The sequence below is a fragment of the Variovorax stachyos genome, assembly GCF_051400855.1.
Classification (GTDB): Bacteria; Pseudomonadota; Gammaproteobacteria; order Burkholderiales; family Burkholderiaceae_C; genus Variovorax.
Genome location: NZ_JBLFFN010000008.1, coordinates 99,270 through 124,142, shown reverse-complemented (window position 1 = coordinate 124,142; position 24,873 = coordinate 99,270). Strand labels below are relative to the sequence as shown.

General features: G+C 67.4%; 24 protein-coding genes and 1 riboswitch. Of the genes, 17 read left to right on the top strand and 7 right to left on the bottom strand.

All coding sequences use genetic code 11. From position 1 onward, the window contains the following. Nucleotides 1–42: 42 nt before the first annotated feature. From ACMGEZ_RS16800 to ACMGEZ_RS16790, 3 genes are read right to left on the bottom strand one after another with little or no spacing between them, the layout of a single operon-like run. Entirely contained in the window at nt 43–495 is a 453-nt protein-coding gene (locus ACMGEZ_RS16800) for a hypothetical protein (protein ID WP_436823407.1), read from the bottom strand. A gap of 51 nt (nt 496–546) precedes the next feature. Continuing rightward, the gene (locus tag ACMGEZ_RS16795) at nt 547–825 is read right to left on the bottom strand and encodes a hypothetical protein (protein WP_436823406.1); all 279 of its coding nucleotides are present in this window, start codon (nt 823–825) and stop codon (nt 547–549) included. 59 nt (nt 826–884) lie between these two features. Continuing rightward, nucleotides 885–1,328 carry a CesT family type III secretion system chaperone gene (locus tag ACMGEZ_RS16790; RefSeq protein ID WP_436823405.1) on the bottom strand — a complete coding sequence of 148 codons (444 nt, stop codon included), beginning with the start codon at nt 1,326–1,328 and terminating at the stop codon, nt 885–887. 141 nt (nt 1,329–1,469) lie between these two features. On the opposite strand from ACMGEZ_RS16790, the gene ACMGEZ_RS16785 reads away from it, so the two are divergent. Together ACMGEZ_RS16785 and ACMGEZ_RS16780 are read left to right on the top strand one after the other, a co-directional pair. Then, complete coding sequence (locus ACMGEZ_RS16785) at nt 1,470–2,516, top strand: homocysteine S-methyltransferase family protein (RefSeq protein WP_436823404.1); 1,047 nt, start codon at nt 1,470–1,472, stop codon at nt 2,514–2,516. 225 nt (nt 2,517–2,741) lie between these two features. Next, on the top strand, nt 2,742–3,674 hold the full coding sequence (locus tag ACMGEZ_RS16780) for an SH3 domain-containing protein (RefSeq protein ID WP_436823403.1): 933 nt from the start codon (nt 2,742–2,744) through the stop codon (nt 3,672–3,674). Here the strand turns inward: ACMGEZ_RS16780 and ACMGEZ_RS16775 are convergent. Next, complete coding sequence (locus ACMGEZ_RS16775; protein ID WP_436823402.1) at nt 3,671–4,558, bottom strand: LysR family transcriptional regulator; 888 nt, start codon at nt 4,556–4,558, stop codon at nt 3,671–3,673. The two genes, ACMGEZ_RS16780 and ACMGEZ_RS16775, sit on opposite strands and share 4 nt — an antisense overlap. A gap of 92 nt (nt 4,559–4,650) precedes the next feature. On the opposite strand from ACMGEZ_RS16775, the gene ACMGEZ_RS16770 reads away from it, so the two are divergent. The 5 genes from ACMGEZ_RS16770 to ACMGEZ_RS16750 all read left to right on the top strand — a co-directional run bounded on the left by ACMGEZ_RS16770 (nt 4,651) and on the right by ACMGEZ_RS16750 (nt 11,133). After that, nucleotides 4,651–5,088: a PACE efflux transporter gene (locus ACMGEZ_RS16770; protein WP_436823401.1), complete on the top strand. Its 438-nt coding sequence runs from the start codon at nt 4,651–4,653 to the stop codon at nt 5,086–5,088. 8 nt (nt 5,089–5,096) lie between these two features. Beyond that, a riboswitch (S-adenosyl-L-homocysteine riboswitch) is annotated at nt 5,097–5,191 on the top strand. A 20-nt stretch (nt 5,192–5,211) separates the two neighbouring features. Then, nucleotides 5,212–7,965, top strand: a complete 2,754-nt coding sequence (gene metH, locus ACMGEZ_RS16765) for a methionine synthase (protein WP_436823400.1) — start codon at nt 5,212–5,214, stop codon at nt 7,963–7,965. Continuing rightward, on the top strand, nt 7,965–9,752 hold the full coding sequence (locus ACMGEZ_RS16760) for an ArnT family glycosyltransferase (protein WP_436823399.1): 1,788 nt from the start codon (nt 7,965–7,967) through the stop codon (nt 9,750–9,752). The genes metH and ACMGEZ_RS16760 overlap by 1 nt, the downstream gene beginning before the upstream one ends. Beyond that, nucleotides 9,749–10,738 carry a glycosyltransferase family 2 protein gene (locus tag ACMGEZ_RS16755; RefSeq protein ID WP_436823398.1) on the top strand — a complete coding sequence of 330 codons (990 nt, stop codon included), beginning with the start codon at nt 9,749–9,751 and terminating at the stop codon, nt 10,736–10,738. Before ACMGEZ_RS16760 ends, ACMGEZ_RS16755 begins: the two co-directional genes overlap by 4 nt. After that, nucleotides 10,735–11,133: a GtrA family protein gene (locus ACMGEZ_RS16750; RefSeq protein WP_436823397.1), complete on the top strand. Its 399-nt coding sequence runs from the start codon at nt 10,735–10,737 to the stop codon at nt 11,131–11,133. The genes ACMGEZ_RS16755 and ACMGEZ_RS16750 overlap by 4 nt, the downstream gene beginning before the upstream one ends. A 16-nt stretch (nt 11,134–11,149) precedes the next feature. Here the strand turns inward: ACMGEZ_RS16750 and ACMGEZ_RS16745 are convergent, their stop codons facing one another. Genes ACMGEZ_RS16745 through ACMGEZ_RS16735 form a run of 3 tightly spaced genes read right to left on the bottom strand, consistent with a single transcriptional unit; the run spans nt 11,150 to nt 13,826 of the window. Next, complete coding sequence (locus ACMGEZ_RS16745) at nt 11,150–12,349, bottom strand: amidohydrolase family protein (RefSeq protein ID WP_436823396.1); 1,200 nt, start codon at nt 12,347–12,349, stop codon at nt 11,150–11,152. Continuing rightward, nucleotides 12,295–13,053 carry a TetR/AcrR family transcriptional regulator gene (locus ACMGEZ_RS16740; RefSeq protein ID WP_436823395.1) on the bottom strand — a complete coding sequence of 253 codons (759 nt, stop codon included), beginning with the start codon at nt 13,051–13,053 and terminating at the stop codon, nt 12,295–12,297. The genes ACMGEZ_RS16745 and ACMGEZ_RS16740 overlap by 55 nt, the downstream gene beginning before the upstream one ends. Further along, on the bottom strand, nt 13,053–13,826 hold the full coding sequence (locus tag ACMGEZ_RS16735; RefSeq protein WP_436823394.1) for a ferredoxin--NADP reductase: 774 nt from the start codon (nt 13,824–13,826) through the stop codon (nt 13,053–13,055). Before ACMGEZ_RS16735 ends, ACMGEZ_RS16740 begins: the two co-directional genes overlap by 1 nt. A gap of 276 nt (nt 13,827–14,102) precedes the next feature. Between ACMGEZ_RS16735 and ACMGEZ_RS16730 the strand changes: the two genes are divergently transcribed. The 10 genes from ACMGEZ_RS16730 (at nt 14,103) to pncA (ending at nt 24,869) form a co-directional block, all read left to right on the top strand. Then, nucleotides 14,103–15,710 (top strand): 6-hydroxynicotinate reductase, encoded by a 1,608-nt coding sequence (locus tag ACMGEZ_RS16730; protein WP_436823393.1) that lies wholly within the window; start codon nt 14,103–14,105, stop codon nt 15,708–15,710. Nucleotides 15,711–15,717: 7 nt separating this feature from the next. Then, the gene (locus tag ACMGEZ_RS16725) at nt 15,718–16,254 is read left to right on the top strand and encodes a tetratricopeptide repeat protein (protein ID WP_436823392.1); all 537 of its coding nucleotides are present in this window, start codon (nt 15,718–15,720) and stop codon (nt 16,252–16,254) included. Next, the gene (locus ACMGEZ_RS16720) at nt 16,251–17,174 is read left to right on the top strand and encodes a UPF0280 family protein (protein WP_436823391.1); all 924 of its coding nucleotides are present in this window, start codon (nt 16,251–16,253) and stop codon (nt 17,172–17,174) included. The genes ACMGEZ_RS16725 and ACMGEZ_RS16720 overlap by 4 nt, the downstream gene beginning before the upstream one ends. Before the next feature lie 21 nt (nt 17,175–17,195). Then, nucleotides 17,196–17,840, top strand: a complete 645-nt coding sequence (locus ACMGEZ_RS16715; RefSeq protein WP_436823390.1) for an amino acid synthesis family protein — start codon at nt 17,196–17,198, stop codon at nt 17,838–17,840. 40 nt (nt 17,841–17,880) lie between these two features. After that, complete coding sequence (locus ACMGEZ_RS16710; protein ID WP_436823389.1) at nt 17,881–18,465, top strand: amino acid synthesis family protein; 585 nt, start codon at nt 17,881–17,883, stop codon at nt 18,463–18,465. 53 nt (nt 18,466–18,518) lie between these two features. Beyond that, the gene (locus ACMGEZ_RS16705) at nt 18,519–19,730 is read left to right on the top strand and encodes an ABC transporter substrate-binding protein (protein ID WP_436823388.1); all 1,212 of its coding nucleotides are present in this window, start codon (nt 18,519–18,521) and stop codon (nt 19,728–19,730) included. 17 nt (nt 19,731–19,747) lie between these two features. Further along, complete coding sequence (locus ACMGEZ_RS16700; RefSeq protein WP_436823387.1) at nt 19,748–21,664, top strand: ABC transporter permease; 1,917 nt, start codon at nt 19,748–19,750, stop codon at nt 21,662–21,664. A gap of 871 nt (nt 21,665–22,535) precedes the next feature. After that, the gene (locus ACMGEZ_RS16695; protein ID WP_436823386.1) at nt 22,536–23,342 is read left to right on the top strand and encodes an ABC transporter ATP-binding protein; all 807 of its coding nucleotides are present in this window, start codon (nt 22,536–22,538) and stop codon (nt 23,340–23,342) included. Between the two features lie 31 nt (nt 23,343–23,373). Then, nucleotides 23,374–24,108: an ABC transporter ATP-binding protein gene (locus ACMGEZ_RS16690; protein ID WP_436823385.1), complete on the top strand. Its 735-nt coding sequence runs from the start codon at nt 23,374–23,376 to the stop codon at nt 24,106–24,108. A gap of 35 nt (nt 24,109–24,143) precedes the next feature. After that, nucleotides 24,144–24,869, top strand: a complete 726-nt coding sequence (gene pncA / locus ACMGEZ_RS16685) for a bifunctional nicotinamidase/pyrazinamidase (protein ID WP_436823384.1) — start codon at nt 24,144–24,146, stop codon at nt 24,867–24,869. Nucleotides 24,870–24,873: the final 4 nt, after the last annotated feature.

Genomic DNA, 24,873 nt, shown 5'->3' with positions numbered 1-24,873 from the left:
CCGGGGAAGTCAAGGATGCAGGTTTGCATCCTGCATTGCTCACTAATTTTCGTTGCGCTGATCGTCTTCGGAGGCAGTTGCAGAGCCTGCGTCATCCGGGATCAATGTCAATGTCGCGAAGCTGTTCACGACATGCGTGGAACTCGGATCGTCGACATTTGTAGGGGTATGCAGGGCGACGGGCGGATTGGCCAAGCCTTGGCGGACGCCAGGGTCTTGAGATCGAGCAATGCTGGAACTTTGCACAATTTTTGTCATAGTCAAGACGCGCTCCTGACGCACCAATCGCGCCGGTGCAGGGTGTTGGCGGTGGCGCTCCTCGTGCTCAGCGTCAGCAGCAGGTGCTTTCCACGGACCTGTTGATACAGGAACTTTTTTCTTTTCTCTAGGAGACAAGACCGTACCTAGGTTCTGCCTGGTCTGTCGGGATGGATTAGCCTTTTTGAATCCTGAGGGCTTCTCTTCGGCAACTGGTGACTGGTGCTGGCTTCCCACTTCCGGGTACTTGTTTCGCTGTCTTCAAGCGGGCTGAAAACAATCAGACTTTCACCTGCGTTCTGATGCTTCACGAGTCATAGATGCTTCACTCGAGTCGAATTCATCGTCTTGAAAGCGCTGGCCTTTCGTTGATTGTTCTGCTTTCTTTGATTGCTTAGGTCGATCGGTGGATTTCGTGCCAGCCGTGTCTTTCAACGGCAATCGGGGGACCAAACTTGTCAGTTTTGACTGCTTCTTTTCCTTCTCCTTTTTTTTGACTTTTTGTGCTGATCGAGAAGCACCGCGGTTGATTGCAGGGTGGTTCAGGCTTGAGAATCTATCTGTCATGACGAATTTTTGCGATTGGATGATGATGGAAGAAACAGTTGAGTAATGGCAAACGCCGGTCAAGCCAGCACGCTGGTCAGCAACACGCCATGGCCCTCCGACGCCCGCACCCCGATGACGTCCCGCGCCGTCCTGGTTTCCTCCAGGTGAAACCGGAGCATCTCCGCCACGAATGCCCCGTCGAGCGCTTCGCCATCGCGAAGCTCCCCGCAGAAAATCACGCGCGACGAGGCGGTGTCGAAGGCGTAGGCGCCACGGAGCGTTCCGTGCGTGCGCAGGTTGAGCTGCAGGAGTTGCTCGCAGACCTCGGCGCGCTCGTGCGAGTCGGTGTCGCCCAGGTCGATGTAGAAGAAGAGCGCGTCGCCGTCTTCCGCGTCGTCGAAATCCATGAGGATTTCGGGCTCTTCGACCGAGAGTGAGTAGCGCCCGTCCTGCGGCGACGGTTCGACGTGCAATGCCCGGGCGGCGGCTTCGCAGATGCCGTTGAATTGGAGCTGGTTCATGGTGCTGTTCCTGTTTTGCGGCCTTGTCCACCATGGACGAAGCAGCGCGTCCAGATGCGTAACCCCCGTTGGCGGATTGGTTCCATCAGTGCACAAGGCCGGGCCCTGACACGGGCGTCGAGCCCTTCCTACAATCGCCCCATGAAGCCCCTCGCCTACACGCGCGCCCAGCAGCTCCCCGCCATCCTCGCCAACCGCATCGCCATCCTCGACGGGGCCATGGGCACGATGATCCAGCGCTTCAAGCTCACCGAAGCCCAGTACCGCGGGGTGCGCTTCAAGGACTTTCCGCGCGACGTGAAGGGCAACAACGAGCTGCTTTCGCTGACACGGCCCGAGGTGATCCGAGACATCCACGAGGCCTACCTGGCCGCTGGCGCCGACCTGATCGAGACCAACACCTTCGGCGCGACCCGCATCGCGCAGGAGGATTACAAGATGGCCGACCTCGCGCGCGAGATGAACCTCGAGTCGGCCCGCATCGCCCGCGCCGCCTGCGACAAGTTCTCCACCCCCGACAAGCCCCGCTTCGTGGCCGGCGCGCTCGGCCCGACGCCCAAGACCGCGAGCATCAGCCCCGACGTGAACGACCCCGGCGCGCGCAACGTGAGCTTCGAGGAACTGCGTGTTTCCTACTACGAGCAGGTGGAGGCGCTGGTCGAAGGTGGCGCCGACGTGCTGCTGGTCGAGACCATTTTCGACACGCTCAACGCCAAGGCCGCGCTCTTCGCGGTCGACGAGTACTTCGCGGCGAGCGGCGAGCGCCTGCCGCTGATCATCAGCGGCACGGTGACGGATGCCTCCGGGCGCATTCTCAGCGGCCAGACCGTCACCGCCTTCTGGCACAGCGTCCGCCATGCGCGCCCGCTCGCCATCGGGCTGAACTGCGCGCTGGGCGCGGCCCTGATGCGGCCCTACATCCAGGAGCTCGCCCGGGTGGCGGACGACACCTTCATCAGCTGCTATCCCAACGCCGGCCTTCCCAATCCGATGAGCGAGACCGGCTTCGACGAGACGCCCGAGGTCACCTCGCGCCTGCTGCACGAGTTCGCCTCCGAGGGCTTGGTCAACATCGTGGGCGGCTGCTGCGGCACCACGCCGGAACACATCGCCGCGATCGGGCAGGCGGTTTCGCCGCTGGCGGGCCGGGCGCTGCACCGAGCAGCCTTCTATCCCGAAGCCGCCTGAGCCCTCGCCCGGCCGTTCCGAAGGGGCTCGTACCGCAGCCGAAGGCGAAGGTACCTTCAGTGAATCCGCCCCGCCGCCGGCCTCCTGTAAAGGTCGGATGAAGAAGCTCTCCAAGGGTTATGGCGGTGCACCGCCTCCCGAGCGGGCCCGTTGGACGGTCAGGCCGTCGCCGAAAGGCAATGCCCGGGCACGCGGTCTGCCCCGAAAGTTCATCAAGGAGGCACCATGAACAGCAAGCTCGCGCAGCGCTGGATCGGCATCGGAACCCTAGCCCTAGTGCTTCCGGTCGCCGCGGCGGCCCAGGAGGCCGTCGCGCGCGGCACCGTCAATCTTCGAGCAGGCCCTTCGGGCGACTACCCGGTGGTGGCGCGGCTGGGGCGGGGCCAACCCTTCGAGGTGCTGGGCTGCACCAGCGGCTACAGGTGGTGCGACGTGGTGCTGCCCGATGGCCTGCGCGGGTGGGTATATGCAGACGCCATCGACTACGTCTACGAGGATCGGCGCCTCCCCCTGGCAACATACGGGGCGACCATCGGCGTGCCGATCGTCGGCTTCACGATCGGCAACTACTGGGCCGACCACTACCGCGACCGGCCCTGGTACCGCGAGCCGCGCTGGTGGCATGGGCGGCCGCCACCGCCGGTGGCGGGATGGCGTCCGGTGCCGCCGCCGAGGCCGAATTGGGAGCCCCGGCCCTGGCATGACCGCGACTCGGGGTACCGGCCGCGCCCGGGCCCTGGCTACCAGCCCCATCCGGACCCAGGCTTCCGGCCGCAACCTGGCTGGCAACCGCCGCCCGGGCAGCGTCCGCCGCCGGAGCACGGCTTCCGGCCGCCGCGGCCTGACCGTGACGTCCGTCCGCCGCAGCCCGGCCACGACTTCCGCCCGCCGCGGGGCGATGCTGGCGTCCAACCCCCCCAACCTGGCCACGACTTCCGTCCGCCGCGGGGCGATGCTGGCGTCCGGCCGCCCCAGCACGCCCAGCCGCCGGGCATGCAGCCGGGCGCTCGCCCCCCGCAAATGCACCCGGGCCAAGCGGCCGGCCGCCCGCCGGCGCCAAGTCCCGCGCCGGGCCCGGCGCCGGCCATGCCTGGCGCGGATCTGCGGCAACGGCAGCTTGACCGGATCAACCGGCCGCCGTCGAACGATCAACCCTAGTCCTTCTTGCGCGCGATCAGCGCCACGAAGCGCTGCGCTCCCAGGCCCAGTGGGCGTTCGCGCGACCAGACCACGTCCACCCACAGGTCCAACCCGTTCGAGAGGTTCTCGAAAGGGATCTCGAGCAGAGCGCCGGCCGCCACATGCGGCCGGGCGAAGTTGCGCGGCAGCCAACCCCAGCCCAGCCCGGCGGTGATCAGGCTTAGCGCCGCCAGCGCGTTGTCCGTGCGCCAGACATGGCGCGCGAACTCGAAGCGCGGGTCACGGGTGGCCAGGTCGCGGCCCGCCACGACGATCTGCCGGGTCGTCCTCAGGTGATCCTCGCGCAGCCGCCCGCCGGCACCGGCCAGCACCGGATGGCCTGGCGCGATCACGGCCACCATCATCTCGTTGGCGACCTCGTGAAAGGCCTCGCGGCCGTCCAGGCTCGGGCGTTCGAAGACCAGCGCCAGCTGCGCGCGGCCGCTGTGCAGCAGCGCCAGCGCGTCGTCCTGCGGCGCGGCCAGCACCTCGACCTCCAGCTGCGGATACTCCTGCGCGAGTGTGGCCAACGCGCCGCTCCAAGGCGCGGCCAGCAGCTCGGGCGCGATGGCGAGGGTCAGCCGGTTCTCCAGACCCCGGGTGAGGGCCAGTGCCTGCACCTGTAATTGCTGCAGCTGCGCCGCCAGCAAACGGGCCTGCGGCTCCAGCGAACGCGCGGCGGGCGTCGGCTGGGGCTCACGTCCCTTGCGGTCGAACAAGGCGAGGTCCAGCTCGGCTTCGAGGTTGGCGATCGCCATGCTGACCGCCGAGGGCACGCGGTGCAGGGCGCGCGCGGCGGCCGAGAACGAGCCGTGGTCGAGCACGGCGAGGAAAACCTCCACGTTGTCGCTGGTGAAACTCATCGGCTATCAGAAAACCTGAAAGAAGATGACTTTTTATATCAGCAACAGACACATAAAGTCGAGCGGATCCACAGCACCACAGGATCGATTTCATGCAAGGGCTCAAGCGCCGCGTCCTTTACATCACGCTCTACGAGGGCATCGCCATCATTGTGGCAAGTGCGGGACTGGCACTAATGACGGGGCAGAGCGCCGGCCATTCAGGCGTGGCGGCGGTGCTGGCCTCGGCCATCGCCATTCTCTGGAACCTCAGCTTCAACGCCCTGTTCGAGCGCTGGGAGTCGCGCCAAACCGTACGTGGACGCAGCCTGCGCCGCCGCATCGCCCACGCGATCGGCTTCGAGGGCGGGCTGGTGGCCTTCCTGGTGCCGGTCTTCGCCTGGTGGTTGGACGTGAGCCTGTGGCAGGCGCTGGTGATGGACCTGGGCTTGGTGGTGTTCTTTCTGGTCTACACCTTCATCTTCAACTGGGCCTTCGACGGGATCTTCGGCCTGCCCGCGTCGGCGTCCGGGGCCGCGAAGCCGGCGTAAAATCCCCGGCTCCCAAGGAGCGTTGCAGCGCGGCCTCCCTTGACCAGGGCGCCGCGTCAGGCTTGGGCTTCCATTCGCTGGAGTGCAACGACGCTCGCCTGAACCCCGTTCGCAGGTGAGTACATGTCTTCAGATTCCACTTCTCCCGTCCAAGTCCCCCCGATGAAGCTGTCCGGCCTGGAGCCGGTGCAGATCGGCGCGGGCACGCTGTTCGTCAACATCGGCGAACGCACCAACGTCACCGGCTCCAAGGCTTTCGCCCGCATGATTCTCAACGGCCAGTTCGAGGAGGCGCTGGCGGTGGCCCGCCAGCAGGTCGAGAACGGCGCGCAGGTGATCGACATCAACATGGACGAGGCCATGCTCGACAGCAAGGCCGCGATGGTGCGCTTTCTGAACCTGATCGCCAGCGAGCCCGACATCGCGCGCGTGCCGATCATGGTCGACAGCTCCAAGTGGGAGGTGATCGAGGCGGGCCTGCGCTGCATCCAGGGCAAGGGCATCGTCAACTCGATCAGCATGAAGGAGGGCGTGGAGAGCTTCAAGCACCAGGCCACGCTGCTGCGCCGCTACGGCGCGGCCGCGGTGGTGATGGCCTTCGACGAGAAGGGCCAGGCCGACACGTACCAGCGCAAGATCGAAATCTGCGAACGGGCCTACCGCATCCTGGTGGATGAAGTGGGCTTCCCGCCCGAGGACATCATCTTCGACCCCAACATCTTCGCGATCGCCACCGGCATCGAGGAGCACAACAACTACGCGGTCGACTTCATCGAGGCCACGCGCTGGATCAAGAAGAACCTGCCGGGCGCCAAGGTCTCGGGCGGGGTGTCGAACGTAAGCTTCAGCTTCCGCGGCAACGACCCGGTGCGCGAGGCCATCCACACGGTGTTCCTCTATCACGCGATCCAGGCGGGCATGGACATGGGCATCGTCAACGCGGGCATGGTGGGCGTCTACGACGACCTCGAGCCGTCCTTGCGCGAGCGCGTGGAAGACGTGGTGCTCAACCGCCGGCCCGACGCAGGGGAGCGCCTGGTTGAAGTGGCCGAAACCGCCAAGAGCGGCGCCAAGGACGACAGCAAGAAGCTCGAGTGGCGCGGCACGCCCGAGCAGCCGGTGTCGGTCAACCAGCGCCTGTCGCATGCGCTGGTGCACGGCATCACCGACTTCATCGTCGAGGACACCGAGGAGGCCTACCGCGCCATCCTCGCCAAGGGCGGCCGCCCGCTGCACGTGATCGAGGGCCCGCTGATGGACGGCATGAACGTGGTCGGCGACCTGTTCGGCGCCGGCAAGATGTTCCTGCCGCAAGTGGTGAAGTCGGCGCGCGTGATGAAGCAGGCCGTCGCCCACCTGATCCCCTACATCGAGGAAGAGAAGCGCCAGGACGAGGCCGCCGGCCGCGACGTGCGCACCAAGGGCAAGATCGTCATCGCTACCGTCAAGGGCGACGTGCACGACATCGGCAAGAACATCGTCACCGTCGTGCTCCAGTGCAACAACTTCGAGGTGGTGAACATGGGCGTGATGGTTCCTTGCCACGAGATCCTGGCGCGCGCCAAGGTCGAGGGCGCGGACATCGTGGGCCTGTCGGGCCTGATCACGCCCAGCCTCGAGGAAATGCAGTACGTCGCCGGCGAGATGCAGAAGGACGAGCACTTCCGCATCCGCAAGATCCCGCTCCTGATCGGCGGCGCTACCACCAGCCGCGTGCACACGGCCGTGAAGATCGCGCCGCACTACGAGGGGCCGGTGGTCTACGTGCCCGACGCCTCGCGCAGCGTGAGCGTGGCGCAGTCGCTGCTCTCGGAGCAGGCCACCGCCTACATCGACGAGCTCAACGCCGACTACGACAAGGTCCGGCAGCTGCATGCCAGCAAGAAGCAGGTGCCGCTGTGGCCGTTGGCCAAGGCGCGCGCCAACAGGACGCCGATCGACTGGAAGGGCTACGTGCCGCCGGTGCCCAAGTTCACCGGGCGGCGCATGTTCCGCAACTTCGACCTCAGCGAGCTCGCGAAGTACATCGACTGGGGGCCTTTCTTCCAGACCTGGGACCTGGCCGGGCCCTTCCCCGCGATCCTCAAGGACGAGGTGGTGGGCAGCGAAGCGGTGCGCGTCTTCGGCGACGGGCAGCGCATGCTCAAGCGCCTGATCGAGGGCCGCTGGCTCACCGCCAACGGCGTGATCGGCTTCTGGCCCGCCAACACCGTGAACGACGACGACATCGTGATCTACACCGACGAGACGCGCACCAAGACCGCACTCACCTGGTACGGCCTGCGGCAGCAGACCGAGAAGCAGGCGATCGACGGCGTGATGCGCCCCAGCCGCTGCCTGGCAGATTTCGTGGCGCCGCGCGACAGCGGCCTGGCCGACTACGTGGGCATGTTCGCAGTCACTGCCGGCATCGGCGTCGAGAAGAAGGAGAAGTTCTTCCTCGACGACCTCGACGACTACTCGGCCATCATGCTGAAGGCGCTGGCCGACCGGCTGGCGGAGGCATTCGCCGAGGCGCTTCACCACCGCGTGCGCACCGACCTCTGGGGCTATGCGCCCGACGAGGCGCTGAGCAACGAGGCGATGATTGCCGAAAAGTACCGCGGCATCCGCCCGGCGCCCGGTTATCCGGCCTGCCCGGACCACAGCGTGAAGGGGCCGATGTTCGAGCTGCTGCAGTGCCAGGACATCGGCATGACGCTGACGGAAAGCCTGGCCATGATGCCCGCCGCCAGCGTCAGCGGCTTCTACCTGAGCCATCCCGAGGCCACCTACTTCAACGTCGGCAAGATCGGGCGCGACCAGTTGCAGGACCAGGCCGCACGGCGCCACGAGAGCGAAGCCGACCTTGAGCGGCTGTTGGCGCCCAATCTCTGATGCTGGTCGAGAAACTGACCTTCGCAGCCGCGCATTACGCGGCGCTCGCGATCTTCGTCGCCGCCTGCTGGGGCTTCGGCCGGGCGGTGTTCGCGCGCCTCGGTGCGCCGGTGCACCGCGACTTCTGGCTCGAGATGGCCATGGCCATGGCGCTCGGCGTGGGCATCTTCATCTGCGTGTTCCAGGCCCTCGGCATCGCGGGGCTGCTCAATGTTCCCGGCGTGCTGCTGCCCGTCGCGGTCGGCTTTGCCGCGGCCTGCGTGCAGTTCCCCGCATGGCTGCGACAGGCGCGTGCCCTCGAGCCGGGGCCCTCCCTCACCTGGGTCGAGAAGGCCGGCCTCGGCGCGCTGGCGCTGGTCGCGCTGCCTACGCTGGTGGCGCCGCTGGCGCCGCCTGCGGCCTTCGACGAGCTGATGTACCACCTGCCTTACGCGCGCCAGGTGGCGCAGACCGGCACGCTGGGCATCCACGAGTGGCTGCGCTACCCCTGGTTCCCGTACAACTACAACCTGCTCTATGCCGCCGCGCTGCTGGTGGGCGACGACGCGCTGCCGCACTTCATGAACGGGCTGGCCGGCTGGCTGTCGGTATGGATGATCTACCGCCTGGGCGTGCAGCATCTCAATCGCGTGCTGGCCTGTGCGGCCGCCGGCATCTGGCTCGGCATCGGCGACTACTCGAACGCGCTGATCGACATGGGCGTCGCGCTGTTCGTGCTGTCCGCCTGGATCGCTCTGTGGTGGTGGAACGAGTCGCACGCGGCGCAACCGGCGCAGGGCGCGCGCTGGCTGGCGCTGGCGGCCTTCTTCCTGGGGCTTGCGGCCGGTTCCAAGTACCAGGCCCTGACCTTCCTGCCGCTGGCCGCGTGGTTCGTGGTCCGGCGCGAACGGCGCCCGGCCGTCTGGGCGGTGGGGCTCGTGTGCTTCCTGCTGCCCTGCGTCTACTGGTACGCGCGCAACGCCGTCATGACTGGCGACCCCTTCAACCCAATCGGCGCCAAGCTGTTCGGCTTCAGCAACTGGAACCTGGCCGACTACAAGAACCAGGTCGACGACGTGCGCGCCCACGCAGCGTTGCCGAACTTCCTGATCTGGCCGGTGGTGCTCGCACCTTTCAGCCTGGCGTGGCGGCGCTCGCCGGCGGTGCACGCGGCGATCGTGTTCTGCGCCTACTCGCTGCTCGTGTGGGCGGCAACCTCGCGCTACCCGCGCTACATGACAGCCTCCTTCCCGCTGCTCGCTCTGGTCGCGGTGCTGGGCTGGCAGGTGCTGCTGCGATGGGTTGCGGCGGGGCTGCGCAGACTGGTGCCGGCGACCGGCCGTGCCGGTTCGCCGGTGAGTGCGGGCGGCATCGCGGCCGGCCTGTTCCTTGTGATGTTGGCGGCGGTGTCGGTCCGGCACACCACCCGCGAACTGGCCAAGGTGTCGCCCACGGCCGCCGCGCGGGAGGCTTTCCTGCGGGCCAACGTGCCGGGCTATGCCGTGATGGACCACGTGCGCGAGCAGGTCTCCGGCCGCGTCTACCAGATCGCGCTCAGCGAGGCCATCTACTACGGGCCCAACCCGATCTGGGGCGATACGCTCGGCCCGTGGCGCTATGCGGATTTCCCGCTGCTGCCCGGAGCCGAGGCCGCGCGCAGGTTCGCCGGGCTGGGCTTCGAAGCCATCGTGATGCCCGATACGGTGGCGCGCAACCTGGCCGGCCATGAGGACTTCAACCGCCACTTCGCCCTGATGTACGAGCAGGACGGCGCCAAGGCGTACCGTATCCTGCCCCCCGCACCATGACCGAAGCTCCTGCCTCCAACGCCGCCTTGCCCGCGCTGCGCATCGCCGCGGTGATCCCTTGCTACAACGAAGCGCTCGCCATCACGCAGGTGGTGGACGAGTTCCGCGCCGTGCTGCCCGAGATCGAGATCCACGTGTTCGACAACGCCTCCACCGACGGCACGGCGGCCGTCGCGCGGGCAGCCGGTGCCCAGGTCACGCATGTGGCCCTGCGCGGCAAAGGCAACGTTGCGCGCCGGATGTTCGCGGACGTGGAAGCCGACATCTACGTCATGGTCGACGGCGACGCCACCTACGACCTCTGCGAGCTGCGCCACCTGGTCGACACGCTGGTGCAAGGCAACCTCGACATGGTGGTCGGTTCGCGCGTCGACGACGGCGGGGACGCCCAGACCTACCGCGCCGGCCACCGCTTCGGCAACCGGCTGCTCACCGGCGCGGTGGCGGCGCTTTTCGGCGGACGGCTGACCGACATGCTCTCCGGCCTGCGCGTGTTCTCGCGGCGTTATGCCAAGTCCTTTCCGGCGGTCTCCGAAGGCTTCGAGATCGAGACCGAGCTCACCGTCCACGCGCTGGAGCTGCGCATGCCCTTCGCCGAGCTGCCGGTGCGCTACCGCTCGCGGCCCGAGGGCTCGCACAGCAAGCTGTCCACTTACCGGGACGGCTGGCGCATCCTCAGGACCATCTGCAAGCTGTTCGTGAGCGAGAGGCCGCTGCTGTTCTTCTCGGGAATCGCGACCGTGCTGACGCTGGGCTCGATCGCCGCGGCCGTACCCTTGGCCCTGACCTACCTCGCCACCGGCCTGGTGCCGCGCCTGCCCACCGCGGTGCTGCTGACCGGCACCATGCTGACCGCGATGCTGGCCTTCGTCTGCGGCATCGTGCTTCACGCCGTGACCATGGGCCGCCGCGAGGCCAAGCGGCTGCGCTATCTGGCCATTCCGGGCGTGCTGCATCGTGGGCCCGTCGAGCGGCCCCGACGATGAAGGCGGGCCGCGAGTTCCTGCTGTTCGCGCTCGCCGGCGTGATCGGTCTCGGCGTCGACGTGGGGGTGCTCTACCTGGCGGCGCCGCTGCTGGGCTGGTACGCGGCGCGCGTGGTGTCCTTTCTCGCGGCCGCGACCGCCACCTGGGCGCTGAACCGGCGCTATGCCTTCAGTGCGCGCCATTCGGGCGCGTCCCTGGCCCGCGAATACCTCGGCTACCTGCTGACCATGCTCGGCGGCGCGGTGGTGAACTACGGCGTCTACGTGCTCGTGCTGCATGCCTTCAGCGGGGCCTGGGTGCCGGCGCTCGGCGTGGCGCTGGGCAGCTGCGCGGGGCTGGCGCTCAACTTCCTGGCGGCGCGGCAGCTGATCTTCAAGTCGCCGCGCCGGCACTGAGAAGGCAGCCGCCGCGTCAGTGCGCGCCCGACACCACCACCGGGATCTCGGTGGCCGGCGGCGTGTTGCGGCTGCGCCCGCAGCGCACGATGCCGTCGATCATCACCATGCCAACGCCGGGGATGTCACCCAGCTGCACGCTTTCGAGCAGTGTCTTGCCGGCCGTGTGCTGCGCCCGGTCCATGAAGACGAAGTCGGCCGCGCGCCCGGGCTCGATCAGCCCGCAGTTCAGCTTGCGGATGCGCGCCGTGTTGCCGGTCGCGAAACAGAACACCAGCTCGGCCGGGATGTTGGCCAGCGAGGACAGCATCGCCACCATGCGCAGGATGCCCAGCGGCTGCACGCCCGAGCCGGCCGGCCCGTCGGTGCCCAGGATGATGCGGTGCGGGCACTTCAGGTCCAGCGCCGCCCTGGCCGCGGCGATGGCCACGCGCTCGTTGCCGTTGTGCACGATCTCGATGGCGCGCGAGGACTTCTCGCACAGCTCGCACACGTGGGCCTCGGGCAGCGAGGTGTGGCCGCCGTTGATGTGCCCGATGACATCGGCATCGGCCTCCAGCACCACGTCCTTGTCGATCAGGCCCGAGCCTGGAATGGAGGGGCCGCCGGTGTGGATGGTGCTCTGGATGCCGTACTTGCGCGCCCAGGCCACCATCTCCTTGGCCTCGTAGCCGGCCTTCACCGAGCCCAGGCCTACCTCGCCCAGCAGGCCTACGCCCGCTTCGGCCATCTCCTTGAAATCGCTCTCGACCATGCCCTTCTCGAGCACCGGCGCGCCCGCCAGCACCTTGACGCCGCCGGGGCGGAAGTTGTCGAACGCACGCTGCGCGGTGATGGCCAGCGCCTTCAAGCCGACGATGTCCTTGGGGCGGCCGGGCAGGTGCACCTCGCCGGCGGAGATCATCGTGGTGACGCCGCCGTTCATCGTGGAATCGATCCAGCCCAGCTGACTCTGGCGCGGCGTCCAGTCGCCGAAGACGGGGTGCACGTGGCTGTCGATCAGCCCGGGCGCGACGCAGGTCTTCTTCGCGTCGATGACCGTCTGCGCGCCTTCGGTGTCGCAGTCCTTTTCCTTGCCGACCGCGACGATCAGGCCGTCGTTCACGACGAGGGTGTCGGCCTCGAGGATGGGGCGGTCGAGGTCGCCCGAGAGCAGCAGGCCTATGTTCCGGATGACGACCTTGCCCGACTTTGCGCCAGTTGCGACTTCTGCCATTTCTTGTCCTCGTGGGGTGGTGGTGTTTCTTCCTCGGGAGCGCCCGCGTCGACCGTGCGCAGCACGGTCTCGATCACGAAGTCCTCCCAGTGCGCGACCGCCTCCGGCGTCTCCAGCGGCTCGCCGAGGAAGGCGGTCAGCGTGTGGCGGTTCGAGGTGTAGAAGTAGCCGGTGGACGCGATCAGCAGGTACAGGTCGCGCGCCGCCACGTCCTTGCGGAACAGGCCCTGCGCCGCACCGCTTTCGAGCAGCTCCTGAATGATCGCGATCGCGCGCGACGAGTACTCGCGCGCGCGCAGCGACTTCGCGATGTGCCGGCCCTTGTGCAGGTTCTCGGTGTTGAGCAGCGTCACGAACTCGGGGTTCTTGCGGTAGTAGCCGAGCACGAAGCGGATCACCGCGGCGAGGGCCTCGACGGGGCGGCTGGAATCGAGGTGGAGCGCGGCCTCGGCATCGTCCATGCGGCGGTAGATGCTTTCCAGCACCGCGATGAACAGGCCTTCCTTGCTGCCGAAGTAGTAGTAGATCATCCGGTCGTACGAATTGGCGGCTTTCGAGATCTTCTCGACGCTGCCGCCGTCGTAGCCGTACTTGGCGAACACCTTGGTCGCCGCGCGCAGGATGCTGTCGCGCGTGGCCTGCGCGGCGGCTTCGCGCACGCCGGTGCGGCGCGTGGCCGGCTTGGGTGCGCGAGCCGCTGCCATTACTTTTCGGCGAAGGCGCGTTCGATGACGAAATCGCCCGGCGTGGAGGTGTTGCCCTCCTTGAATCCCCGGCCTTCGAGGATGTGCTTCAGGTCCACCAGCAGGCCGGGACTGCCGCACAGCATGACCCGGTCCTCGGCTGCATTCAGCGGCGGCAGGCCCAGGTCGTCGGTGAGCTTGTTGGTCGAGATCAGGTCGGTGATGCGGCCCATGTTGCGGAACTCCTCGCGCGTGACCGTCGGGTAGTACAGCAGCTGCTTCTCGACCATCTCGCCCAGGAACTCGTGCTTGGGCAGATGGTCGGTCACCAGGTCGTGATAGGCCAGCTCGTCGATCTGGCGCACGCCGTGCACCAGGACGACCTGTTCGTACTTCTCATAGGTCTCCGGGTCGCGGATGATGCTCATGAAAGGTGCGAGGCCCGTGCCCGTGCCGAAGAGATAAAGCCGCTTGCCCGGCAGCGTGTAGTCGATCAGCAGCGTGCCGGTGGGCTTGCGGCCCACGATGATGGTGTCGCCGACCTGGATGTGCTGAAGCCGGGAGGTGAGCGGCCCTTCCTCGACCTTGATGCTGAGGAACTCCAGGTGCTCCTCGTAGTTCGGGCTCACGATGCTGTAGGCGCGCAGCAGGGGCTTGTTGTTGACCTTCAGGCCGATCATCGTGAAATGACCGTTGGAGAAGCGCAGCGCCGGGTCGCGGGTGGTGGTGAAGGTGAACAGGCGGTCGGTCCAGTGATGGACGCTCAACACACGTTCTTCGCTGAATGCACTCATAGGAATCAGGGGTGGTTGTGAACGAGAAAACGCGCACGGACGGGGTGCGCGGTGGCGCGGAGCCGAGCACCGTCAGTCTGCCGCAACCCCCCGATTGTCGGCGACACCTGAGAAAACACCATTGCAAGCATCGGGTCTGTTTGCTACATTGACTTCATGTAGTGATCACCACATGAATTTGTAGTGGATGCTACACAAAGCGAAGACCCAGCACAAGAGAGCCCTCCGGCACATTTGTTGCACAGCCCGACGCCACGATTCCACGAGAAGCCCGCGATGACCGAACACACCAAGACAGATGGATTGCCCGGCATGGACATGCCGGTGCTGCCCGAGGCGAGCGGCCGCTCGCCGCTGCGCAACGAGCGCATGAGCGTGGCCAAGGTCGAGTGCAACGCCTGTCCCGTGCTCTGCCAGATCTCCGAGGGCCGCACCGGCGCCTGCGACCGCTATGCGAATCGAGAGGGGGTGCTGGTGCGGGTCGACCCGGTGCTGCTGCTGCGCCGCGAACTGGCCAGCGCGTCGCCTGCGCTGGTGCCTTTCGCGCGCCCCGCGGCCGAGCCGGCAACGCCCGGTGCCGAGCCCGACTGGAGCGGCGATCTCCTCCACGCCGACGAGGTCTTCGTGACCGGCGTGGGCTCCTCCACCACCTACCCCGACTACAAGCCCGCGCCCTTCATCGTGGCCTCGAAGGCCCAGGGCGTGGACATGGTCACGGTGGTGACCGAGGGCATCTTCAGCTACTGCAGCTTCAAGGTGAAGATCGACACCGACCGCTTCCTGGGCGCCGAGCAGGCCAACGTGCGCTACCGCGGCGAGGTGGTGGGCCACGTCACCACTGCCGAGTACGGCTCGCAGATGCTCTCGCTCGGCGGCGTGCACCACCTCACCGGCGGCAGCAAGAAGGAAGGCCGGATGACGGCCGAGCTGATGCAGCTGCTGGGCAACAAGAAGCCGGTCGAATGCGTGATCGATGGCGGCGCCAGCATGGTGATCCAGGCCGGCCGCGCGCCCATCGTCAATGGGGTCGAGGAACAGCGCATGCGCGTCGGCTGCGGTTCGGCCGCCATCGGCATCTTCGCGCGCCAGCTCTTCAGCCAGGCCGACGAGGTGGTGGTGGTCGACGACCACATCACCGGCGTGCTCACCGAGCACCAGGCCGGGCGCTGCCTCGACATGCGGCCATCGGGCATCCAGATGCGCGGGCGCAAATCCACACCTGGGCGCTATTTCCAGGTGGCCAATCCGGGCAATGGCTGGGGCGGCACCGACATCGACGACCCGCTCTCGATCATCGAGGGCTGGGAGGAGGGCGTGGCCAGGCCCGGCCTGCGCCTGCTGATGACCTCCACAACAGGCGAGCATGCGCAGTGGTACGTGCTCGACGACGAGCTCAAGCCCGTCGAGCAGCAGATGCCGGCCGAGGTGCGCCGCGTCGTCGAGCGCATCGGCGAGAACTGCGAGCCCTCGCTGTGCAGCGTGCTCTTCCTCGGCGGCGCCGGCGGATCCTTGCGCGCCGGCGTGACCGAGAACCCGGTGCTGCTCACCCGTGCCATCAAGCGCGCGCTGGTCAACGTGACCTGCGGCGGCGCGCCGGCCTATGTGTGGCCGGGTGGCGGCATCACCATCATGGCTGATGTGCTGCGCATGCCCGACAACAGCTTCGGCACCGTACCTACGCCGGCCATCGTGGCGCCCATCGAGTTCAGCATGCGGCGCGAGGACTACGCGGCGCTCGGCGGCCACATGGAGCACGTGTTCTCGCTCGAGCAGGCGCTGGCGCGCGGCGCCTGGCAGAACGACGGCGCACCGCTGGCGCGTCAATGGCGCCGCATGGACGATGCCAACCCGTGGCCGCTCGGCCATCCGCCGATGCTGGGTTGAGGCGCCCATGTCGACACCCTGGCTGCTCCCGTGCGTCGCCCTTGCGCTGGCCCTGGCGCTGAGCGCTTGCGCGAACACGGCGCCGCCGCAACAGGGCGGCGGTGCCTCGTCCTCGCGTGGAGTGCAGCTCAACAACCGAGGCCATGCGCTCGCGGGCCAGGGGCAGCATGCCGCGGCCGTGGCCTTGTACCGCGAGGCCCTGCCGATGATGCCCGCCGATGGAGCGAGCGCCGCCAACCGCGCCGCCACGCTCAACAACCTCGGTGCATCGCTGGCGACGCTCGGCGCGCTGGTGGAGGCACAGCAGGCTTTTTCGGAGGCCCTGCAGATCCGCGAGCGCCTGTTCGGCCCGCTGGCCGCCCCCACGCTGCTGTCGCGCCACAACCTCGGCGTGGTGCTGGGCCGGCGCGGCCAGGCTCAGCCTGCCTGCGAGCAGGCGCGCCAGGCCTGGCGCCGGCGCGTGCAGACGCTCGGCGCCGGGCACCCCGACACGCTGGCGAGCCGCGCGAGCGTGCAATCGCTGGCCGGCTGCGCACTCGCATGAATGGCGCACAACGTCAGCCGATCGGCCAAGGCCGATGGCACCTCAACCACGGCCCGATCGACATCGTGGCCGAGGCGCACGGCAGCGAGATCGAGGTTGCCGTCGCGCACGAGCTCGCGTGGCGGCGCTTCGGCACGGTGCTCGACGAACTGGTGGCCGAGCTGCGCCTGCTGCGCCAGCCGGTGGGCGAGACCTGTGCGCTGCAGGGCCCGATCGCACGGCGCATGTGGGAGGCCTGCGCGCCCTTCCGCGCCGGCTTCATCACGCCGATGGCCGCAGTGGCGGGCGCCGTCGCCCAGGAGCTCGTGGCCTGCTATCGGCGCGATGGCATCGAGCGCGCCTGGATCAACAACGGCGGCGACATCGCCTTGCACCTCGCTCCCGGCCAGTCCGCCCGCGTCGGCCTCTTCGCCGACCTGGCGCGCTTCGACATCCGCGAGCGCGGACCGCTTGCCACCGACGGCCAGTTCGAGCTGCGCGCCGAGATGCCCGTGCGCGGCGTCGCCACCAGCGGCTGGCGCGGCCGCAGTTTCTCGCTGGGCATCGCCGACAGCGTGACCGTGCTCGCGGCGACGGCGGCGCAGGCCGATGCGGCCGCCACGGTGATCGCCAACGCGGTCGACGTGGAAGACGCGGGCATCCATCGCCGCCCCGCCAGCGAATGCAAGGACGACAGCGACCTTGGCGATCTTCCGGTCACGGTAGATGTCGAGGCGCTCGCGCCGGCGCAGGTGCAGCGCGCACTGGACGCGGGCGCCGCCCGCGCCGCCGACCTGCAGCGCTCCAGCTTGATCTGGTCCGCCATGCTCGTTTGCCAGGGGCAATGGAGGCTGGTGGAGCCTTTAAGCTCGCAAGCGTCGGGTGTGTTCGCGCTCGGGAATTCGCCGCAGGCCGCTGCAGTTGGTTCAGTATTTGCTTAACGAAAAGCAGGACTTGTTTTCATGATCGATATCCGTCGTGTCTTCACCCAGGTCGAGCACATCCACCACGAGTTCGGCCCGCGCGCCGCGACGCCGTTGGTGCGCGGCGCCATTGCCGCGGTGCTGACCAATCCCTTCGCCGGGCGCTACGAACCGGACATCCTGCCGATGATGAGCCTGCTCGATCCCGTGGGCGTGGACATGGCGCACCGCCTGCACGGCGCGATGGACGTGCCGCTCGATCGCATCGCGACCTACGGCAAGGGCGCCATCGTCGGTGCCGCCGGCGAGCTCGAGCATGGCGCTCTGTGGCATGTGCCGGGCGGTTACGCGATGCGCGAGCTGCTGGGCTGGAAGGGCGACCGCGCGGCCTACACCGCCGGCACCGTGGACGAGAAGAAGACCGGCCAGCCGGGCAACGCGCTGTCGATCGTGCCTTCGACCAAGAAGGTGGGGCCGCCCGGCGCGACGCTGGATGTGCCGCTCACCAATATCAATGCCAGCTACGTGCGCGGCCAGTTCGACGCGATCGAGGTCCGCGTGCCCGGTGCGCCGGCGGCCGACGAGATCGTCTTCATCCTCGCGATGAGCACGGGCTACCGCGTGCACGAGCGTGTCGGCGGCCTGCGCGCCGAGAACGTCGCCAAGTGGGATGGCCTGCGCTGAAGCCGCAACGTCCCTCATTCAGAGACACAAGGAAACAACCATGAGTGCCAACATCCGCAAGCTCGTCGTGCAGGTCGACGAAACCCGCAAGGAAATGGGCAAGACCATCGAGCCGCCCACGCGCCGTGCCGTGGCCATCGCGGTCATCGAGAACCCTTACGCCGGCCGCTACAGCGAATCGCTCGACGAGCTGATCGACATCGGCGAGGAGCTCGGCGCGCTGCTTGGGCAGAAGGCCGTGCAGGCGCTGGGCATCCAGCCCGGCCAGGCGCAGAGCTACGGCAAGGCCGCGATCGTCGGCGAATCCGGCGAGCTCGAGCATGCCGCTGCCATCCTGCATCCCAAGCTCGGCGCGCCGCTGCGCGTGGCGGTCGAAAAGGGTGCGGCGCTGGTGCCTTCGGCCAAGAAGCGGGGCACGCTCGGCACCGCCATCGACGTGCCGCTGGGCCACAAGGACGCCGCTTTTGTTCGCAGCCATTTCGACGCCGTCGAGGCGCGTGTCTCCGATGCTCCGCGCGCGAACGAGATCGTCGTGGCGGTCGCCGTGACCGACAGCGGACGTCCGCTGCCGCGCATCGGCGGCTTGAAGGCCTCCGAGATCAAGGGTGAGGACGGACTCCGCTGAGCCTCACTGCCACCTGTCGTATCCCATCAACCATTCCAACGAGGAGTTCTCCCATGACCATGCGTTTCGCGTTCAGCGCGGTGTCGATTGCCGCTCTCACTCTCGCACTGATTCCCGCCGCGCACGCGCAGGGCGTGATCAAGATCGGCGAGATCAACAGCTACAAGGCCCAGCCTGCCTTCCTCGAGCCCTACAGGAAGGGCATGGAGCTGGCGGTTGATGAAATCAACGCCGCCGGCGGAGTCAACGGCAAGAAGATCGAACTCATCACCCGCGACGACAACGCCAACCCGGGCGACGCGGTGCGCGTGGCCGAGGAGCTGGTCTCGCGCGAGAAGGTCGACATGCTCGCAGGCACCTTCCTGTCGAACACCGGCCTGGCGGTCGCCGACTTCGCCAAGCAGAAGAAGTTCTTCTTCCTGGCCGGCGAGCCGCTTACCGACAAGATCACCTGGCAGGGCGGCAACCAGTACACCTTCCGCCTGCGCCCCGGCACCTACATGCAGGCCGCGATGCTGGTGCCCGAGGCCGCCAAGCTCAAGAAGAAGCGCTGGGCCGTGGTTTATCCCAACTACGAGTACGGCCAGTCGGCCGTGGCGGCTTTCAAGAACCTGATGAAGGCGGCCCAGCCCGACGTGGAGTTCGTGGCCGAGCAGGCCACGCCGCTCGGCAAGGTCGACGCCGGCAGCGTGGTGCAGGCGCTGGCCGACGCCAAGCCCGACGCGATCTTCAACGTGCTCTTCGGCGCCGACCTCTCGAAGTTCGTGCGCGAGGGCAACACGCGCGGCCTGTTCAAGGACCGCGAGGTGGTCAGCGTGCTGACCGGCGAGCCCGAGTACCTGGACCCGCTGAAGGACGAGGCGCCCAACGGCTGGATCGTGACCGGCTACCCGTGGTACGGCATCAACACGCCCGAGCACAAGAAGTTCGAGCAGGCCTACCAGGCCAAGTTCAAGGACTACCCGCGCCTGGGCTCGGTGGTGGGCTACAGCATGATCAAGTCGGCCGCCGCCGGCATCGCCAAGGCCAAAAGCACCGACACCGACAAGCTGGTCGCGGCCTTCAAGGGCCTGCAGGTCGACACGCCCTTCGGCAAGATCAGCTACCGCCCGGAAGATCACCAGTCCACCATGGGCGCCTTCGTGGGCCGCACCAAGAACGAGGGTGGCAAGGGCGTGATGGTCAACTACGTGTACCTCGATGGTGCCGACCCCAAGTACCAGCCGCCGGTCGAAGAGCTGAAGAAGTCCCGCGCCAACGATTGAGCTGAGGCGAACGAGTCATGAGCTTTTCAGGTTTCATCGTCCAGCTGCTCAACGGGCTGGCGAGCGCGTCCTCGCTGTTCCTCGTGGCCGCGGGCTTGTCGCTGATCTTCGGCGTGACGCGGATCGTGAATTTCGCGCATGGCTCGTTCTTCATGGTGGGCATCTACATCGCCTACACGCTGGTCGAGCGGTTGGGCACCGGCTTCGGCTTCTGGCCATCGCTGGTGCTGGCGGCCCTCGCCGTGGGTGTGCTCGGCGCGCTGATCGAGGTGGTGCTGCTGCGCCGCATCTACAAGGCGCCCGAGCTGTTCCAGCTGCTGGCGACCTTCGCGCTGGTGCTGGTGATCAAGGACGCGGTGCTGTGGCTCTGGGGCCCGGACGAGCTGCTGGGCCCGCGTGCGCCCGGGCTTTCCGGCTCGGTCACCCTCCTCGGGCGCCAGTTCCCGTCCTATGACCTGTTCCTGATCGTGGTTGGCCCGGTGGTGCTGGGCCTGGTGTGGATGCTGCTCACGCGCACCCGCTTCGGCACCCTGGTGCGTGCCGCCACGCAGGACCGCGAGATGGTGAGCGCGCTCGGCGTCAACCAGGCCTGGCTGTTCACCGCCGTGTTCGCCCTCGGCGCCATGCTCGCGGGCCTGGGCGGCGCGCTGCAACTGCCGCGCGAGCCCGCCACGCTGGAGATGGACCTCAACACCATCGGCGCTGCCTTCGTCGTGGTGGTGGTCGGCGGCATGGGCTCGATCCCCGGCGCCTACGCCGCCGCGCTGCTGATCGCCGAGATCAAGGCGATCTGCATCTGGCTTGGCGTGGTCGATGTCTTCGGCGTCAGCGTGTCCTTCTCCAAGCTCACGCTGGTGGTGGACTTCCTCGTGATGGCCGTGGTGCTTGTGTGGCGCCCCTGGGGCCTGTTCGGCCGGCCGCAGGCGCCCAGCCGGTACGTGGGCATGCAGGAGGAGCCCTTGCGCCGGCCCAGCCGGGCCTACCTGGTGGCCGCCGCCGTCTTCGGCCTGGTGCTCGCGGCCCTGCCGGTCTTCACGGCCGGCTCGCCGTACACGATGGTGCTGATGATCGACCTGATGATCGCCGCGCTGTTTGCCACCAGCCTGCACTTCATCATGGGCCCGGCCGGCATGCATTCCTTCGGGCATGCGGCCTACTTCGGGCTCGGGGCCTACGGCGCCGCGCTGCTGGTGCGCGCGAGCGGCATGCCGATGGAGCTGGCGCTCGTCGTCGCGCCGCTGGTAGCTGCCGCCGGCGCCTTCGTCTACGGCTGGTTCGCGGTGCGGCTGTCGGGTGTGTACCTGGCGATGCTGACCCTGGCCTTCGCGCAGATCACCTGGGCCGTCACCTACCAGTGGGACGGCTTCACCGGCGGGAGCAACGGGCTCACGGGCGTGTGGCCGGCGGAGTGGCTTTCGGACAAGCGCGTGTACTACTGGCTCACGCTGGTGCTCGTGGCCCTTGGCGTGCTGTGGCTGCGCCGCGTGCTGTTCTCGCCCTTCGGCTATGCGCTGCGCGCAGGCCGCGACTCGGTGCTGCGCGCGGACGCGATCGGCATCGACGTCAAGCGCATGCAGTGGGCCGCCTTCGTGATCGCGGGCATGGCGGCGGGGCTGGCCGGGGCGCTCTATGCGTTCTCCAAGGGCAGCATCTCGCCGGAATCGCTGAGCGTGGGCAAATCGGTGGATGGGCTGGTGATGGTGCTGCTGGGCGGCATCCAGACGCTGGCGGGGCCGGTGGTGGGGGCCGTGACCTTCACCTGGCTGCATGACACGGTGGCACGCAATACCGATTACTGGCGGGCGATGCTGGGTGGGATCATCCTGCTGCTGGTTCTGCTGTTTCCGCAGGGGATTGCGGGGTTTGCGAAGCAGTTGTTCGATCGGAAGCGGCATGCGAAGGATTCGGGTGAACTCAAGGAGGCCAAGGCATGAGCGCGGTCTTCCTTCCTCTCTCTTCGGGGGAGGGTTGGGGTGGGGCACTCGTTTCGTTTGATTTCGTACGTTGCTGTTGTGTTGAGTGCGGAGCCGGGATTTCGCCCCGGCGGGCGAGTTACTTTCTTTGTCTCGCCAAAGAAAGTAACCAAAGAAAGGCGACCCCACTGCGCGTGTCCCTCCGCTTCGCTACGGGCAACCTGCGGTGCTCGCTTCAGGCGGGGTCCGCGCAAACTCGCTTCGCTCAAACACGCGCGGCCCTTAATCCGCCTGAAGCTGCGCTCCTCGGCGCGCGCAGAGGGGATTGGGGATGGGTCGGGCCATTGCTTCGCTCGGCCGCCAACGGCCTCGCTGCGCGAGGCCTGGAACAGGTGCATGCGTGTGGGCTCGGACGTGAGCATGAGCATGGCTACGAGCACCAGCACCCACACGAGCACGAGCACGAGCAGCCGCACGAGCGTGCGCGTGCGCGTGAGCGTGTGCGCGAGAGCCAACGTGAGCGAAGACCCGGAGCTCACGCCAACCTGCACCCCACACAAGGACGCGCCATGGCGCGTTGGACTCCAAGTCCCCTCTGCGCGTGCCGAGGAGCGGAGCTTTTCGCGGATAAAGGGCCGCGCGTGTTTGAGCCGAAGGCGAGTTTGCGCGGACCCCGCGAAAAGCGAGCACCGCAGGTTGCCCGTAGCGAAGCGGAGGGACACGCGCAGTGGGGTCGCCTTTCTTTGGTTACTTTCTTTGGCGAGACAAAGAAAGTAACTCGCCCGCCGGGGCGAATTCCCGGCTCCGCACTCAACACAACAGCACCGTACGAAATCAAACGAACCGAGTGCCCCCACCCTAACCCTCCCCCGCCGGGGGAGGAAGCAAGACCATGAGCCTCCTCAAAGTCACAGAACTCGGCAAGTCCTTCGGCGGCGTCAAAGCCGTCGACGGCATCAGCTTCGACCTCGCCCCCGGCGAGCTGCTGGCGCTCATCGGCCCCAACGGCGCCGGCAAGTCCACCACCTTCAACATGGTCAACGGCCAGCTCAAGGCCGACCGCGGCTCGATCCTGCTCGATGGCCAGGAGCTGGTCGGCCGCAAGCCGCGCGAGATCTGGCGCATGGGCGTGGGCCGCACCTTTCAGATCGCCGAGACCTTCGCCTCGCTCACCGTTGTGGAGAACGTGCAGATGGCTCTGCTCTCGCACGACCACAAGCTGTTCTCGACCTGGCGCCGCGCTGCCGACCACAAGCGCGAAGAGGCGCTGGCCTTGCTCGACCAGGTCGGCATGAAGGCCCAGGCCGACCGACCCTGCAGCGTGCTCGCCTACGGCGACGTCAAGCGCGTCGAGCTCGCGATCGCGATGGCCAACTCGCCCAAGCTGCTGCTGATGGACGAGCCCACTGCCGGCATGGCCCCCAAGGAGCGCAACTCGCTGATGGCCCTCACCAAGCAGCTGGTGATCGACCGCGGCATGGCCGTGCTCTTCACCGAACACAGCATGGACGTGGTCTTCGCGTACGCCGACCGCATGATCGTGCTGGCGCGCGGCCGCCTGATCGCCCAGGGCAAGCCGCTGGAGATCCGCGACCATCCCAAGGTGCAGGAGGTCTACTTCGGCAGCGGCAAGACCTTCGAGAAGATCGCGGAGAAGGCGGCCGCGGTGAATGCCGCCGTCGCGGGAGAAACTGCATGAGCGCCGCAGCCAAAGGCGAAGGTATTTCTTGATGAGCACCCACGAAACACTGCTCGAAGCCAAGGCCCTGTGCGCCTGGTACGGCGCCGCGCAAATCCTGTACGACGTCGACCTCGAAGTTCGCCGCGGCGAGGTAGTCGCACTCATGGGCCGCAACGGCGCGGGCAAGTCCACCACGCTCAAGGCGCTGATCGGCATGCTCGCCAAGCGGCGCGGCGCCGTGCGCTTCCTGGGCCACGACATCTCGAAGAGCGAGCCGCACCAGGCGGCCAAGCTGGGCCTGGGCTTCGTGCCCGAGGACCGGCGCGTCTTCACCGACCTCACCGTGATGGAGAACCTCGAAGTCGGCAAGCAGGCCCCGCGCCGCTGGTCCGACGGCAGCGATGCGCCGCTCTGGACGCCCGAGCGCCTGTTCAAGCTCTTCCCCAACCTCGGCGAAATGCCGCAGCGTCCCGGCGGGCGCATGAGCGGCGGCGAGCAGCAGATGCTGACGGTGGCGCGCACGCTGATGGGCAACCCCTACCTCGTGCTGCTGGACGAGCCCTCCGAAGGCGTGGCGCCGGTGATCGTCGAGCAGATGGCCAACATGATCCTCGAGCTCAAGGCGCAGGGCGTGAGCATCCTGCTGTCGGAGCAGAACATGCACTTCGCCGAGCTGGTCTCCGACCGCGCCTACGTGCTGGAGAAGGGTCAGATCCGCTACCAGGCTTCGATGGCCGACCTGGCGACCAACGAGGAAGTACGGCGGGCCTACCTGTCCGTTTGAGCCAGGGCATTTTGATCAACCGAGGAGCGAACACCATGCACGACACGCACCGCAGAACCTTTCTCCAGTCCGCCGCCGCATTCGGTTTGGCCGGCCTGTCGGCGCCGCTGTTCGCGGCGGCGAAGATCAGGCCCTCCGACAAGTCGGTGCTGATCGTGGTCGACGTGCAGAACTGCTTCGTCGACGGCGGCACGCTGCCGGTGAAGGGCGGCGCGGACGTGGTGCCGGTGATCAACAAGCTCTCCACTGCCTTCGAGAACATTGTGCTCACGCAGGACTGGCACACCCAGGGCCACGCCTCCTTCGCGAGCGCGCATCCGGGGCAGAAGCCCTTCAGCAGCATCAAGCTCGGCTACGGCAACCAGGTGCTGTGGCCCGACCACTGCGTGCAGGGCACGGAAGACGCCGCGCTGCACAAGGACCTGAAGCTGCCGAGCGCGCAGCTGATCATCCGCAAGGGCTACCACAAGGGCGTCGACAGCTACTCGGCCTTCGAGGAGGCCGACCGCAAGACGCCCACGGGCCTGGGCGGCTACCTGAAGCAGCGCGGCATCAAGACCGTGTTCGTCACCGGGCTGGCCACCGACTTCTGCGTGGCCTGGACCGCGCTCGATGCGCGCAAGGCCGGCTTCGAGGCCTACGTGATCGAGGACGCGACGCGGGCCATCGACCTCAATGGCTCGCTCGCGAAGGCCTGGAAGGAGATGCAGGCCAAGGGCGTCAAGCGCATCCAGTCCGGCGACATCGAGATCAGTGCCTGAAAGA

Bases quoted from the DNA above. Each gene is read 5' to 3' on its own strand.
- ACMGEZ_RS16720 (WP_436823391.1), top strand. From the start codon at position 16,251: ATGAATGGCGCACAACGTCAGCCGATCGGCCAAGGCCGATGGCACCTC.
- ACMGEZ_RS16705 (WP_436823388.1), top strand. From the start codon at position 18,519: ATGACCATGCGTTTCGCGTTCAGCGCGGTGTCGATTGCCGCTCTCACT.
- ACMGEZ_RS16695 (WP_436823386.1), top strand. From the start codon at position 22,536: ATGAGCCTCCTCAAAGTCACAGAACTCGGCAAGTCCTTCGGCGGCGTC.
- pncA (WP_436823384.1), top strand. From the start codon at position 24,144: ATGCACGACACGCACCGCAGAACCTTTCTCCAGTCCGCCGCCGCATTC.
- ACMGEZ_RS16780 (WP_436823403.1), top strand. From the start codon at position 2,742: ATGAACAGCAAGCTCGCGCAGCGCTGGATCGGCATCGGAACCCTAGCC.
- ACMGEZ_RS16725 (WP_436823392.1), top strand. From the start codon at position 15,718: ATGTCGACACCCTGGCTGCTCCCGTGCGTCGCCCTTGCGCTGGCCCTG.
- ACMGEZ_RS16735 (WP_436823394.1), bottom strand. From the start codon at position 13,826: ATGAGTGCATTCAGCGAAGAACGTGTGTTGAGCGTCCATCACTGGACC.
- ACMGEZ_RS16700 (WP_436823387.1), top strand. From the start codon at position 19,748: ATGAGCTTTTCAGGTTTCATCGTCCAGCTGCTCAACGGGCTGGCGAGC.
- ACMGEZ_RS16710 (WP_436823389.1), top strand. From the start codon at position 17,881: ATGAGTGCCAACATCCGCAAGCTCGTCGTGCAGGTCGACGAAACCCGC.
- ACMGEZ_RS16715 (WP_436823390.1), top strand. From the start codon at position 17,196: ATGATCGATATCCGTCGTGTCTTCACCCAGGTCGAGCACATCCACCAC.
- ACMGEZ_RS16790 (WP_436823405.1), bottom strand. From the start codon at position 1,328: ATGAACCAGCTCCAATTCAACGGCATCTGCGAAGCCGCCGCCCGGGCA.
- ACMGEZ_RS16740 (WP_436823395.1), bottom strand. From the start codon at position 13,053: ATGGCAGCGGCTCGCGCACCCAAGCCGGCCACGCGCCGCACCGGCGTG.
- ACMGEZ_RS16785 (WP_436823404.1), top strand. From the start codon at position 1,470: ATGAAGCCCCTCGCCTACACGCGCGCCCAGCAGCTCCCCGCCATCCTC.
- ACMGEZ_RS16745 (WP_436823396.1), bottom strand. From the start codon at position 12,349: ATGGCAGAAGTCGCAACTGGCGCAAAGTCGGGCAAGGTCGTCATCCGG.
- ACMGEZ_RS16795 (WP_436823406.1), bottom strand. From the start codon at position 825: ATGACAGATAGATTCTCAAGCCTGAACCACCCTGCAATCAACCGCGGT.
- ACMGEZ_RS16750 (WP_436823397.1), top strand. From the start codon at position 10,735: ATGAAGGCGGGCCGCGAGTTCCTGCTGTTCGCGCTCGCCGGCGTGATC.
- ACMGEZ_RS16770 (WP_436823401.1), top strand. From the start codon at position 4,651: ATGCAAGGGCTCAAGCGCCGCGTCCTTTACATCACGCTCTACGAGGGC.
- ACMGEZ_RS16755 (WP_436823398.1), top strand. From the start codon at position 9,749: ATGACCGAAGCTCCTGCCTCCAACGCCGCCTTGCCCGCGCTGCGCATC.
- ACMGEZ_RS16760 (WP_436823399.1), top strand. From the start codon at position 7,965: ATGCTGGTCGAGAAACTGACCTTCGCAGCCGCGCATTACGCGGCGCTC.
- ACMGEZ_RS16730 (WP_436823393.1), top strand. From the start codon at position 14,103: ATGACCGAACACACCAAGACAGATGGATTGCCCGGCATGGACATGCCG.
- metH (WP_436823400.1), top strand. From the start codon at position 5,212: ATGTCTTCAGATTCCACTTCTCCCGTCCAAGTCCCCCCGATGAAGCTG.
- ACMGEZ_RS16690 (WP_436823385.1), top strand. From the start codon at position 23,374: ATGAGCACCCACGAAACACTGCTCGAAGCCAAGGCCCTGTGCGCCTGG.
- ACMGEZ_RS16775 (WP_436823402.1), bottom strand. From the start codon at position 4,558: ATGAGTTTCACCAGCGACAACGTGGAGGTTTTCCTCGCCGTGCTCGAC.